Raw genomic sequence first — 12,439 nt, 5'->3', positions numbered from 1 at the left:
CAAAAAGGAGAAGGATGCATGAGGAAATGGACGGAAAAAACGGTGATGCACAGTTACCCGGGCATGGTGGCACTTGTTACAGCTGCAAGCGGGGGCAAGGTCAATATCATGGCCGCCGGCTGGCATAGCTATATCTCTTATGAACCACCCATTTATGGGGTCGCAATTGCTAAGGAAAGGTACACACATCATCTGATAGAAGGGTCTGGGGAATTTGCGATAAATTTTGTGCCGGAGGCTTACGCACATTACATACAATTTTCAGGTACAAAAAGTGGCATGGAGACTGATAAATTGACGGAAATGAACGCACCCTATACGAAAGGGAGAACAATAGGAGCACCGATCCTCGACCATGCTTACATTGCCTACGAGTGCAAGGTGATGGATCAGCGGACATATGGAGACCATGATTGGTTTGTTGGCGAGATGACAGGTTTTTATAAAGATGATATGCTATTTCACGAAAATGGTCTTCCGCAATGGGATAAGCTATCGATTCCGCTCTATTTGGGGAGATCTCAGTATATGATTGCTGGGAAGGAAAGTAAGGTTATAAACTTATATCACGATAACAGTACGAAGAAGAATGTTTAAAAGCAATTCCTTATAATTGTTGACCATCACAAACAGATATATTATAATTGGAAAGTACATGTTCTATACATGGTTTTTTCAAGTATAGTCCATGTTTTTTCTGAAAATGTTAGTGGTTGTTCTGGAGGGAGGGAATTAGAATGTCAAAAACAGTTGTTCGTAAAAACGAATCGCTTGAAGATGCTCTTCGCCGTTTCAAACGTTCAGTTTCAAAAACTGGTACGTTGCAAGAAGCAAGAAAGCGTGAATTCTATGAAAAGCCAAGCGTAAGACGCAAGAAGAAGTCTGAAGCTGCTAGAAAGCGTAAATTTTAACAAGAGGGTGTAAGAATGAGTCTTCTCGAGCGTTTAAATACCGATATTAAGCAAGCTATGAAGGATAAGGACAAAGAGAAGCTTTCCGTACTCAGAATGGTTAAGTCTGCAATTCAAAACGAGTCCATCAAGCATGGCAGAGATTTAACTGAAGAGGAAGAACTTACCGTATTGTCTCGTGAATTAAAGCAACGTAAAGACTCCCTCCATGAATTTGATAAAGCCGGTCGTGAAGACTTGGTTCATAAATTACAAGGTGAACTTGCGATAGTCGAACATTATTTGCCTGAACAGTTATCTGAAGAAGAAGTATCAGCAATTGTTCAACAGACAATCTCTGATGTGAACGCTACTTCAAAAGCTGACATGGGTAAAGTGATGGGAGCTTTAATGCCTAAGGTTAAGGGCAAAGCGGACGGTAGCCTTGTTAACAAACTTGTACAACAACATCTTTCATAAAAACATTAAAATAGCATCTTACACATGTAAGATGCTATTTTTACATTCATTTCCTTTTCCCCATCTTTTTTTCAAAACTCCGCCCTTATAAAAATAATTTCATTAAAAAATACATAAAATCTGAAACCTGGCTGGAGTTTGTGCGTATTACTTAGTAGGCACGGTGAAAGATAAAAAGGAAGAATGGTTGGAGAGGGGGACATCATGAAAAAGGTTCTTCGTATAGGTTATGTTAGTGCTTTTTTACTTGCTTTAATACTTTCTCTTTTCCCGATGGCGCCGTCAACTGTGGATGGTGCAGAAAAGCTTGTCTACGTCATTCCGGTTGAGGATACGGTTGAAAGTGGGCTGCTTGCCTTTATTAACAGGTCGATAGAGGAAGCGGAGGATGCAGGTGCAGATCTTATCATATACAAGCTGCATACTCCGGGAGGACTGGTGGATGCTGCAAGCGATATATCCAAGAGCTTCAAATCCACCTCTATCCCAAGTGTTGCATTCATTGATACAAGGGCATTGTCGGCAGGTGCATATCTCGCCCTTTATGCCGATAAAATTTATATGACACCAGGGGCTACAATGGGGGCAGCTGCTGTGATCACCGGTGACGGTAATGCAGCAGATAAAAAGTCTCAATCCTACTGGCTGCAGGAAATGGAAAATGCCGCAGAGTCAAGTGGAAGGGATCCCTTGTATGCAAAAGCCATGGCTGATACAGAAGTGGATCTGCCAGAACTTGGTGCTCCCAAAGGAGAATTACTGACACTGGGTCCAAAAGAGGCATTGGAGATCGAGTATTCCGAAGGGACTGTGAAAAATCTTGACGAGCTACTGCAAACTTTGGGTTATGAGGATGCGAAAGTGGTGAATGTCGAGGTTTCATTTGCAGAGAGTGTCGCCCGTTTCCTGACAAACCCGATTGTCGTCTCGATCCTGTTATCTGTAGGATCTTTGGGCCTTGTCCTTGAACTTTATTCTCCCGGGTTTGGAATACCTGGCTTTATGGGGATCAGTGCTTTATTGCTATTCTTCTACGGGCATCTTGTAGCAGGCCTGGCCGGAATGGAAACGATGATTTTGTTCATACTCGGTGTCATATTCATAGTGCTCGAGATATTTGTGCCTGGGGGGATTTTAGGCGTGTTAGGATTAGGCGCAGTGATTACAAGTTTCTTTTTAGCCACAGGTAATATAGTGCAGACTGGCATTTCCTTGCTGGTTGCCATGGTCGTGACGGTTGTTGCGATGGTAGTCCTCTTTACCGTATTCGGAAAGCGGATCCGCCTTTTTGACCGCATCATCCTGCGCGATTCCACCAATACGGAGCAGGGCTATGTATCAAATGTATCGCGTATCGAACTGGTCGGGCAGGAGGGTGTGACATTAACACCGTTAAGACCTTCAGGTACAGCAGTCATCAGAGAAGAACGCATTGATGTTGTGACCGAAGGCAGCTTTATCGGCTCGAACAAACGAGTAAGAATTGTAAAAGCGGAAGGTCCTAGAATTGTTGTTAGAGAAATACACACAGAAGATTTGACAGGAGGAAATGAATGATGGATCCAACTTCATTGATAATTTTAGTAGCAGTTGTTTTGGGAATAATCTTTTTTGCGGTACTGATGACATTTGTACCGGTAATGCTCTGGATTTCAGCATTGGCTGCAGGGGTCAGAGTGAGTATCTTCACACTTGTAGGGATGAGATTAAGAAGGGTTATCCCGAGCCGTGTTATCAATCCATTGATCAAAGCCCATAAAGCAGGCGTGGATGTAACAACAAACCAGTTGGAGAGTCACTATTTAGCTGGAGGAAATGTGGATCGTGTTGTGAATGCACTTATTGCAGCGCAACGTGCGAACATCGAATTACCTTTCGAGCGTGGAGCTGCAATCGACCTTGCAGGCCGTGACGTACTCGAGGCAGTTCAAATGTCCGTAAACCCTAAAGTAATCGAAACACCATTTATCGCCGGTGTTGCGATGGATGGAATTGAAGTAAAGGCAAAAGCCCGTATTACCGTTCGTGCGAACATAGAGCGTCTAGTAGGGGGAGCGGGAGAAGAAACGGTCATCGCCCGTGTAGGTGAAGGTATCGTCAGTACAATCGGTTCTGCTGATAATCATAAAAAAGTATTGGAAAATCCTGATATGATTTCACAAACAGTCCTATCCAAAGGTTTGGATGCAGGAACAGCGTTTGAAATCCTATCCATCGATATCGCGGACATTGATATCGGGAAAAACATTGGTGCTGAATTACAGACTGACCAAGCGGAAGCAGATAAGAAAATTGCTCAGGCTAAAGCTGAGGAACGCCGTGCGATGGCCGTTGCGCAAGAGCAGGAAATGCGCGCCCGCGTAGAAGAAATGCGTGCAAAGGTTGTAGAAGCCGAAGCGGAAGTTCCACTTGCGATGGCAGAAGCCCTGCGTTCAGGTAATATCGGCGTGATGGATTATATGAACATTAAGAACATCACTGCTGATACGGACATGAGAGATTCTATCGGGAAGTTGAATGATACACCTGAAGATGGAGACAAGAAGTAATATACGATTTGGGGGAAATGCTTCATTTTCCCTGCTCCTTTAGGAAGGGAGGAAGATTGACCATTGGGTACCATCATTGAATTATTCCTTAGTAACCCCCTGCTTTTGGTCCTGTTGATCGGTGCCATTACCGGATTGTTTGGAAAGAAATCGAAACAAGAGGAACAAAAGAGGCGTCAGCAGCAAAGACAGCAAAGGCAGTCTGGGCAGCATACAGAGCCGCAGACTCAATCTGCTTATCCAAACAATGAACCCAGGGAAGAAAAGAAACAGGAAAGCTTTGACTGGGATATAGACATCTTCAACGAAACGAAGGAAGAGTTGGAAAAGAAGGTAAGGGAGACACTTTCTCCTTACTTGGAAAAAAAGAAAGAACAGGTCGCAACAGCAAAACAGACCGCTCCACTCCAGATGAAGGAAAAAGTCCAGGAGCTTTCCATCAAGCAACAGGAAATCGTCAAAAACAGCCCCATACTAAAACAGGAGCTGCAGCTTTCTGAAGGAAGAGTAGTTAAGAACCATAAAATCAACCCGAAACGTGTGGTGGAGGGTGTCATGTGGGCAGAAATCCTCGGTCAGCCACGTGCGAGGAACCCTCATTCCCCAATCTATTCGCAGCATTATGCTGCCTCTAGAAGGAAAGGTTGAATATCATCCCATGCCGTTCTAAACGGTATGGGATTTTTTTGATTGCCGAGTAAATTCAGTGATAGAACCCTCTTTTTTCTCATACATATGAGTGAAAGGGGGTTTTTCCATGCTTAAGAAGTTTCGCGCGAGAATGAACAGCTGGATGCAGGAAAATATGGAACTACCCGCAGATGTCATGATGGATCTGCCCCGCATAACCATGATTGGACAAATACATATATATATTGAAAATCACCGAGGATTGCTCACCTTCAGCGACACGGAGATAAGGCTTCTGCTCAAACAGGGCCAGCTGCTTGTCAAAGGGGATTCATTTGTCATAAGGACCATCCTTCCGGAAGAGATCCTGCTGGAAGGGAAAATAAGCCAAGTACTCTATTTGAATGAATGATATAGGAGGATTTTCATGAAAAACCAATGGATGAACTTTTTTTCAGGCAGTGTCAAAATCATTATTCATGGAAGAGGAGTGGAAAGGTTCCTCAATGACTGCACAAGGAATGGGATTCAAATATGGCAAGTGAAAAAGATGGGGGCAGAGGCATACACCTGCTACATTCTATTAAAAGATGTCCGAACTATACGCAGATTGATCAAAAATCAGGAGTGCAAATTTCGTTTCCTTACAAGAAGGGGACTTCCCTTTCTTTTGCAATACTCCTTCAGGAACAGTGGCATCATCGCAGGCATCGTTTTATGCCTGGTGACCATATTCCTTCTTTCCAATATGGTGTGGAGCATTGAAATCAAAGGGGCAAATCCGGCAACAGAGCATAAGATCATGCAAGAGCTGGACAGGCTTGGCGTGAAAAAGGGCAAGCTCCAGTTCTTTATCAAGGATGTTGAGAGCATCCAGAGGGATCTGACGGATACCATCAGTGAACTTACATGGATAGGCGTGGTCCTGAATGGAACGTCCTATCATTTCGAGGTAGTGGAAAAGAATGAACCGGAAAAGATAGAGAGCCTCTCTCCAAGGAATCTTGTTGCAACGAAAAAAGCTGTGGTGGTCAACATGTTCGTTGAAAAAGGACAACCCAAGGTGGAAAGAAATGATCATGTGCAAAAAGGGCAACTCCTTATTTCAGGCATCATTGGCAAAGAAGGAAATGAGAAGTCGATTGCAGCTGTAGGGGAAGTGCTGGGGGAAACCTGGTACCAATCTGAAGTGAAAATACCAATGAAGACCATTCTACCCGTGTTTACCGGTGAAGTGTATAAAAAGCATTATGTGAAAATCGGAAGTGTCAACATTCCTATCTGGGGATTTTTCGAGCCGGAGTACAAGCAGAAAAAGGAATACGAAGCGGAACGTCCTGCCTATTTCTTCAAATGGAAACTTCCTATCTCCTATGTAGGTAAAACGATACATGAGTCCGAAATGGTGGAGAGAATATTTGATGAGGAAGAAGCGGTGGAAGAGGCTCTTGTGATCGGGAAAAAAGACTTGAAAAAGAATTTGCCCGAAGATGCCACCATTATTGGTGAAAAAGTTTTGCACCATGAAACGGAGAATGGTAAAGTGAAAGTATCAATTCATTACCAAGTCATTGAAAATATTGTAAAAATAGAACCAATTATTCAAGGAGACTGAGGAATGTCAGAAGAATTAGTGATGATGAAGCAGCAAGTAAATAATCCAAATGAAGCAATTGCTCTATTTGGCAACCAAGATGTTCATCTAAAAAGGATTGAAGAAGAACTGAAGGTTTCCATTGTAACAAGAGGAGAAGCCGTGAATATTTCAGGAGAACTTTCTGATGTGGAAATGGTGGACAATGTCCTGCAGAACCTTTTGCTTGTTATCCGTAAAGGAATAACGATTTCCGAGCGTGATGTTGTGTATGCGATCCAGCTTGCTCGTGAAGGCAAATTGGATTCCTTCCAAGACCTTTATGAAGAGGAATTGACTAAGAACGTAAAGGGTAAGTCCATCCGTGTTAAAACATTGGGTCAAAGGCAATATGTCTCTGCCATCAAGAAAAAAGATCTTGTGTTCGGGATTGGCCCTGCAGGTACGGGGAAAACGTATCTTGCGGTGGTCATGGCCGTCATGGCTCTGAAAAATGGACAGGTTAAACGCATCATATTGACCCGCCCGGCTGTTGAAGCTGGAGAGAGCCTAGGTTTCCTGCCAGGAGATCTGAAGGAAAAGGTCGATCCTTATCTGCGTCCATTGTATGATGCCCTGCATGATGTTTTCGGATCTGAACATACACAACGCTTGATTGAACGCGGAACAATTGAGATTGCTCCTTTGGCATATATGAGAGGTAGAACCCTTGATGATGCATTTGTCATACTCGACGAAGCACAGAACACAACACCGGCACAAATGAAAATGTTCTTAACAAGACTGGGCTTCGGCTCCAAGATGGTGATCACCGGGGACATCTCCCAAGTGGATCTTCCCAAGGGCATGAAGTCAGGACTCAATGTGGTCAGGGATATTCTGAAAAACACCTCTGGCATCCAATTCATTGAGCTTGAACAATCAGATGTTGTCCGTCACCCACTTGTGGCTCGCATCATTGCAGCATATGAAAAATTGGAAGAAAATAAATAGCCCCTCTAATGGGGCTCTTTCGCTTGAAAGAGGGAAAATCCTTTATTGCTTGTCGGGCACCGAGCCGGCTACGCTTTTCCATTGTCCAGCTCCGCCGGCTTGGCCCTCGAGGTCATAAGCCATTTTTCCTGCAGAGGTGAAAACCAACCTCTTCCGGAAACCTGTCTTATGCTTGTCAGGCCAGACCGAGCCGGCTACGCTTTTCTAAAAAGGGGGGAGATCATGAAGAAACGTGCTTTTAATTGGGGAAAATCCTTTCAGCAGCTGAAAAGGTTCAAATTTTATCATATTATCATCTACTGTTTGCTTGGAGCAATCATGTTCGGTCTGATGTACAGCAATGTCAAACCGGATGAAATAAATGTAAGCATTTTCTCCAACGCTGAAAAAACGATAGTGGCACCTCACAATTTCGAGGATAGGGAAGCAACAGCCATGCTTCGCCGGGAAGCGGCAGATGGTGTAGAGGACCAATACCGCCACGATCGAGAAAAAGTCATTCAACAAGCGGAACGTGTACATAAGGTATTTGATGTGGTGGAAGAAGTCCAGGCAGAGATACAAACCCTGGAAAAGCCGCCTGAACAAACCGCGACAGAAGAAGCGGATGAATCCCAAGAGGAGCAGGTTGCAGAGCCAGTTGCACTGACAGATGAAGAGAAGCTTTCCCTGCTCAAAGAAAACTTGGTCGGACAAGTTACCGATGATTGGAAAGAAGCGATATCCGATGAGGAATATTTGTTGCTTTTGAAAATGACAAAAGCAGAGCTAACTACTTTAAGGAATGCCACAGTTACAGCCATCAATAATGCAATGTCGAAAAAAATACGACTTGAAGATGATGTGAAGGCAGCTAAAAATGATGCTGTCCAAGAAATGCAAGTATATGGGAATCTCCCTATGAGTGTAAGGAATATCGGGATATCCCTTGCGAATTTGTCCATCATCCCAAATGTCATCTATGATTCCGAATTGACGCAGGATCTTAGACGGCAAGCAGAAGATACTGTAGAACCGGTACGTATCTCCCAAGGGGATACCATCGTAAAAGCCGGTCAATTTGTTGATCGGGAAAAATTCAGGATACTCGAAGCTGCAGGACTTGTTAACCAATCGAATTCCATTACTCCATTCATCGGGCTTGCGATTATCATTTCGTTGATGGTGGTGGCATTGGCTTACCTGTTCAGGAGTATCGATACGAGCATCCACAGTAAAAACACATACTTGACCATGTACCTTCTCATATTTTCCATCACACTATTATTACTGAAGATCTTCAGCTTGTTCCAGACCTTGAATGCAACGGAAATAGGATTTATTGCTCCGGTAGCAATGGGTGCCATGCTGATAAAGATGTTGATAGATGACAGGATTGCCATCATTTCAGGTATTATTTTCGGGATATGTGGAAGTCTCATATTTAATACAGTTCCTGGTGCAATGAATTATACGGTAGGGGCTTATCTGATCATTTCAGCCATAGCATCCGTCTTGTTCCTTAACCAGCATAACCGCCGTCTGACGATTCTTCAAACAGGGCTGTTCGTGTCCCTGATCAATGTGATCACTGTCATTGCTATGATGCTGCTGACAAATCGGGATCTCTCAGGAGTCAGTCAGTGGCTTGAAATTGGTACGCACAGCACCATGGCAATTGGATCTGGTGTCGTTTCGGCCGTATTGACGATTGGGATATTGCCGTTTTTTGAAGTAGGGTTCGGCATGCTTTCCACCATGAAACTATTGGAATTGTCCAATCCCAACCATCCATTGTTAAGAAAAATACTGATGGAAACGCCGGGAACCTATCACCACAGTGTCATGGTCGCCAACCTTTCAGAGTCTGCTTGTGAAGCTGTCGGGGCAAATGGGCTGTTGGCCAGGGTGGCGTCGTATTATCATGACATCGGGAAAACAAGAAGGCCGCATTACTTTATCGAAAATCAAATGGGCCGAAGCAATCCTCATGATAAACTGCCTCCGCAAACAAGCAGGAATATCATTGTGGCACATGCAACCGATGGTGCTCAAATATTGCGCGAACATAATATGCCGAAGGAAATTGTCGATATTGCGGCAGAGCATCACGGCACAACCTTATTGAAATTCTTCTACCATAAAGCGAAAGAGAAGAATGAGGATATCAGGGAAGAGGAATACCGCTATCCTGGTCCGAAAGCGACAACAAAAGAGGCAGCCATCGTAGGTACTGCCGACAGCATTGAAGCTGCAGTAAGATCCTTGAGCAACCCGACCCCTGATAAGATCGAGAGCATCGTTAAAGCGATCATCAGCGATCGATTACAAGACGGGCAATATAGTGACTGCTCGTTGACCTTCAAGGAACTCGAGACGGTGGGACAATCATTCTGTGAAACCCTTCAGGGGATTTTTCATTCTCGAATAGAATATCCGGATGCAACCAAGAAAAAGGGAGATGATGAATAATGCTGGAAATAGATATGATGGATGAAACGTCGGAAATATCAGAAGAGCAATGGACAGATATTGAGCAACTTCTTCAATTTGCAGCAAAAAAAGAAGATATAACTTCTGGGGCCGAGCTTTCTGTCACTTTTGTGGATAACGAAAAAATAAGGGAAATAAATCGCGATTATCGCAATAAGGACAAGGCAACGGATGTCATTTCTTTTGCAATGGAAGAAATGGGAGAAGGGGAAATGGAAATCATTTATGAAGAAGAAGCGCCAAGAATGCTTGGAGATATCATCATATCGGTTCCTAAAGCAATGGAGCAGGCGGAGGAATACGGACATTCATTGAAAAGGGAGCTAGGTTTCCTGGCGCTCCATGGACTGCTTCATCTTTTGGGTTATGACCATGAAACAGAAGCGGAAGAAAAGGAAATGTTCGATAAACAAAAGGAAATCCTTGATGCCTATGGACTCAAAAGAGCGGAATAAGAAGGGATATAGGAGCTCCTTCGCAAAAAGCTTTACCTATGCTTGGAGTGGATTGATGTTCGTCCTGAGGACAGAGAGGAATATCAAAATCCACTTTGGTATTGCTTTTTTTGTGATGGCGCTCTCCCTATACTTGCATATATCCAAAGTGGAATGGCTCATCCTTTTTATTGTCATAGGAGGTATTCTCGTCATTGAAATACTGAATACCGCAATAGAGAATGTGGTGGACCTTGTGACGGAGGAATATCATCCTTTGGCAAAAATTGCAAAGGATGTGGCGGCTTCGGCTGCTCTGGTTTTTGCATTTATCTCTGTTATAATAGGAATACTCTTATTTTCACCTTATTTATGGGCTATCATTAAATAAATTGAAAATTTAAAATTTTTTATATTTTTGTTTAATTTTCACGTGATTTACAGCAGGAATTAAGGTAAAATAATAGTAACGCGAACCCTGATGCTTATAGAAGAAAGGAAGAACAACATTGAACAAAGAAGCTTTGATCCAAGAAGCAAAAGCAGCAAGAGAATTAGCCTATGTACCATACTCCAAATTTAAAGTTGGTGCAGCCTTACTAGGAAAAGACGGAAAGGTCTATCGCGGATGCAATATTGAAAATGCCGCATACAGCATGACCAATTGTGCTGAGCGTACGGCATTATTTAAAGCGTATTCAGAAGGTCAAATGGAGTTTGATGCAATCGCAGTCGTAGCTGATACCCGACGCCCTGTGCCCCCATGTGGAGCCTGCCGCCAAGTCATCTCTGAATTATGTGCACCTGAAACGAAAGTCATCTTGACAAACCTTCACGGTGATGTGCAGGAATTGACTGTAGCAGAATTGCTGCCTGGAGCTTTTTCACCGGAGGATTTAAATGATTAATACCAATACTAATTACAAATCAGGCTTTGTTTCCATTATTGGCAGACCGAATGTAGGAAAATCGACGTTTCTGAACAGGGTCATTGGACAAAAGATTGCCATTATGAGCGACAAGCCTCAAACGACCCGCAATAAAATTCAAGGTGTATTTACACAGGATGACGCACAGATTGTTTTCATAGATACCCCTGGAATCCATAAGCCTAAGCATAAACTGGGCGATTTCATGATGAAAGTGGCTCAGAATACTTTGAAGGAAGTCGACCTCATCCTCTTCATGATCAATGCAAAAGAAGGATTGGGAAGAGGCGACGAGTTCATCATCGAGAAGCTGAAGGAAACATCAACCCCAGTCTACTTGGTCATAAACAAAATCGACGAGGTTCACCCTGACGAGCTGCTTCCTTTAATGGAGACATACAAATCTCTATTCAATTTCAAAGAGATCATCCCCATTTCTGCACTTCAAGGGAATAATGTGGAAACATTACTTGAACAGATCAAGCAATTCTTGCCTGAGGGACCACAATACTACCCTGCCGATCAGGTTACAGACCACCCTGAACGTTTCATTGTTTCTGAACTCATTCGGGAAAAAGTGCTGCACCTTACAAGGGAAGAAGTGCCACATAGCATTGCTGTAGCCATCGATTCGATGAAAAAGCGCGAACGTGGAGATATCGTGGATATTCAGGCAACGATTGTGGTGGAACGTGATTCACAAAAAGGCATTGTCATCGGAAAACAAGGCAAAGTATTAAAAGAAGTTGGCCAAAAGGCAAGAATGGACATCGAAGCCCTCCTTGGCTCAAAAGTATTCCTCGAACTTTGGGTGAAAGTCCAGAAAGACTGGCGCAACAAACAATCCCAGCTAAGGGACTTTGGTTTTAACGAAAACGAATATTAATCAAGAACAAAAGTGATGCTTTTATCTAAGCTAGCTGTTGATTGGAGCAATAGGCGAAGACTCCTGCGGGAGATAGCGTTTAGTGGAGACCCCACAGGCGTAAGCCGAGGAGGCTCCACAAACGCCCCGCGGAAAGCGCAGCCTAGTGCGGAAATCAACAGCGGTGCTATAAAGAACCGATAAAATCATTTGCATAGTCAAACCTTATGGAAATTAAAAGGCAAGCATATTCGCAGCAGTTAACTTTGCAGGGGAATTTACATTATTTATCTAACATGTTTTGGCCCTTGAACGGTCATCATAGTCATATAGGAATTGGAATAAGTATGCTGGTCTTTACAACAGAAAGGGTGGGGTTTACAATGTTGGATTTTACCTGGAAAGTCTTTAAGGAAACAGGTAATATTGATACCTATCTTCTTTTTAAAGAGCTTGAAAAGGAGAATGTCGATATACCCGAGCAATCAGAAGAGCTGGCGAATCGTGACTTACCAATTTCATGACGATGGTTGATGTGATGAAGGCAATCTACCCCTTGTAGATTGCCTTTTTATATGCAGGTCTATACAATTGATAATGAAT

General features: G+C 43.3%; 15 protein-coding genes. All 15 read left to right on the top strand.

The genetic code is table 11. The features are described 5' to 3' along the window. The first annotated feature begins 18 nt into the window (after window positions 1-18). Window positions 19-597 (top strand): flavin reductase family protein, encoded by a 579-nt coding sequence (locus tag JOC95_RS10525; RefSeq protein WP_204415910.1) that lies wholly within the window; start codon window positions 19-21, stop codon window positions 595-597. 140 nt (window positions 598-737) lie between these two features. Further along, window positions 738-911, top strand: a complete 174-nt coding sequence (gene rpsU / locus JOC95_RS10520; protein ID WP_010196218.1) for a 30S ribosomal protein S21 — start codon at window positions 738-740, stop codon at window positions 909-911. 15 nt (window positions 912-926) lie between these two features. Continuing rightward, a complete protein-coding gene (locus tag JOC95_RS10515; RefSeq protein WP_204415908.1) occupies window positions 927-1,370 on the top strand; it encodes a GatB/YqeY domain-containing protein in 444 nt (147 codons plus the stop codon). 204 nt (window positions 1,371-1,574) lie between these two features. Continuing rightward, on the top strand, window positions 1,575-2,927 hold the full coding sequence (locus JOC95_RS10510) for an NfeD family protein (protein ID WP_204415906.1): 1,353 nt from the start codon (window positions 1,575-1,577) through the stop codon (window positions 2,925-2,927). Next, window positions 2,927-3,919 (top strand): flotillin-like protein FloA, encoded by a 993-nt coding sequence (gene floA, locus JOC95_RS10505; RefSeq protein ID WP_204416453.1) that lies wholly within the window; start codon window positions 2,927-2,929, stop codon window positions 3,917-3,919. Before JOC95_RS10510 ends, floA begins: the two co-directional genes overlap by 1 nt. 63 nt (window positions 3,920-3,982) lie before the next feature. Next, window positions 3,983-4,567 carry a hypothetical protein gene (locus tag JOC95_RS10500; RefSeq protein WP_204415904.1) on the top strand — a complete coding sequence of 195 codons (585 nt, stop codon included), beginning with the start codon at window positions 3,983-3,985 and terminating at the stop codon, window positions 4,565-4,567. Between the two features lie 109 nt (window positions 4,568-4,676). Further along, a complete protein-coding gene (gene yqfC, locus JOC95_RS10495) occupies window positions 4,677-4,961 on the top strand; it encodes a sporulation protein YqfC (protein WP_204415902.1) in 285 nt (94 codons plus the stop codon). A gap of 15 nt (window positions 4,962-4,976) precedes the next feature. Then, window positions 4,977-6,164 (top strand): sporulation protein YqfD, encoded by a 1,188-nt coding sequence (gene yqfD, locus JOC95_RS10490; protein ID WP_204415900.1) that lies wholly within the window; start codon window positions 4,977-4,979, stop codon window positions 6,162-6,164. A gap of 3 nt (window positions 6,165-6,167) precedes the next feature. Continuing rightward, window positions 6,168-7,136 (top strand): PhoH family protein, encoded by a 969-nt coding sequence (locus tag JOC95_RS10485; protein ID WP_204415898.1) that lies wholly within the window; start codon window positions 6,168-6,170, stop codon window positions 7,134-7,136. Window positions 7,137-7,358: 222 nt separating this feature from the next. Next, window positions 7,359-9,587: an HD family phosphohydrolase gene (locus JOC95_RS10480; protein WP_204415895.1), complete on the top strand. Its 2,229-nt coding sequence runs from the start codon at window positions 7,359-7,361 to the stop codon at window positions 9,585-9,587. Further along, entirely contained in the window at window positions 9,584-10,063 is a 480-nt protein-coding gene (gene ybeY, locus JOC95_RS10475) for an rRNA maturation RNase YbeY (protein ID WP_204416451.1), read from the top strand. Before JOC95_RS10480 ends, ybeY begins: the two co-directional genes overlap by 4 nt. Then, the gene (locus JOC95_RS10470; protein WP_204415882.1) at window positions 10,035-10,433 is read left to right on the top strand and encodes a diacylglycerol kinase family protein; all 399 of its coding nucleotides are present in this window, start codon (window positions 10,035-10,037) and stop codon (window positions 10,431-10,433) included. Before ybeY ends, JOC95_RS10470 begins: the two co-directional genes overlap by 29 nt. Before the next feature lie 118 nt (window positions 10,434-10,551). Next, window positions 10,552-10,950: a cytidine deaminase gene (locus JOC95_RS10465; protein WP_204415880.1), complete on the top strand. Its 399-nt coding sequence runs from the start codon at window positions 10,552-10,554 to the stop codon at window positions 10,948-10,950. After that, window positions 10,943-11,857 carry a GTPase Era gene (era, locus tag JOC95_RS10460; protein ID WP_204415878.1) on the top strand — a complete coding sequence of 305 codons (915 nt, stop codon included), beginning with the start codon at window positions 10,943-10,945 and terminating at the stop codon, window positions 11,855-11,857. The genes JOC95_RS10465 and era overlap by 8 nt, the downstream gene beginning before the upstream one ends. Window positions 11,858-12,219: 362 nt before the next feature. After that, window positions 12,220-12,360: a YqzL family protein gene (locus JOC95_RS10455; RefSeq protein WP_204415876.1), complete on the top strand. Its 141-nt coding sequence runs from the start codon at window positions 12,220-12,222 to the stop codon at window positions 12,358-12,360. Window positions 12,361-12,439: the final 79 nt, after the last annotated feature.

The organism is Sutcliffiella tianshenii (assembly GCF_016908565.1).
Taxonomy (GTDB): domain Bacteria; phylum Bacillota; class Bacilli; order Bacillales; family Bacillaceae_I; genus Sutcliffiella_A; species Sutcliffiella_A tianshenii.
The sequence above is the reverse complement of the archived record's forward strand: the minus strand, read 5'-3'. Positions and strand labels throughout refer to the sequence as shown.

Excerpts from the sequence above, each read along its gene's own strand:
- JOC95_RS10525 (WP_204415910.1), top strand. The coding sequence starts at position 19 with ATGAGGAAATGGACGGAAAAAACGGTGATGCACAGTTACCCGGGCATG.
- rpsU (WP_010196218.1), top strand. The coding sequence starts at position 738 with ATGTCAAAAACAGTTGTTCGTAAAAACGAATCGCTTGAAGATGCTCTT.
- JOC95_RS10515 (WP_204415908.1), top strand. The coding sequence starts at position 927 with ATGAGTCTTCTCGAGCGTTTAAATACCGATATTAAGCAAGCTATGAAG.
- JOC95_RS10510 (WP_204415906.1), top strand. The coding sequence starts at position 1,575 with ATGAAAAAGGTTCTTCGTATAGGTTATGTTAGTGCTTTTTTACTTGCT.
- floA (WP_204416453.1), top strand. The coding sequence starts at position 2,927 with ATGGATCCAACTTCATTGATAATTTTAGTAGCAGTTGTTTTGGGAATA.
- yqfC (WP_204415902.1), top strand. The coding sequence starts at position 4,677 with ATGCTTAAGAAGTTTCGCGCGAGAATGAACAGCTGGATGCAGGAAAAT.
- yqfD (WP_204415900.1), top strand. The coding sequence starts at position 4,977 with ATGAAAAACCAATGGATGAACTTTTTTTCAGGCAGTGTCAAAATCATT.
- JOC95_RS10485 (WP_204415898.1), top strand. The coding sequence starts at position 6,168 with ATGTCAGAAGAATTAGTGATGATGAAGCAGCAAGTAAATAATCCAAAT.
- JOC95_RS10480 (WP_204415895.1), top strand. The coding sequence starts at position 7,359 with ATGAAGAAACGTGCTTTTAATTGGGGAAAATCCTTTCAGCAGCTGAAA.
- JOC95_RS10470 (WP_204415882.1), top strand. The coding sequence starts at position 10,035 with ATGCCTATGGACTCAAAAGAGCGGAATAAGAAGGGATATAGGAGCTCC.
- era (WP_204415878.1), top strand. The coding sequence starts at position 10,943 with ATGATTAATACCAATACTAATTACAAATCAGGCTTTGTTTCCATTATT.
- JOC95_RS10455 (WP_204415876.1), top strand. The coding sequence starts at position 12,220 with ATGTTGGATTTTACCTGGAAAGTCTTTAAGGAAACAGGTAATATTGAT.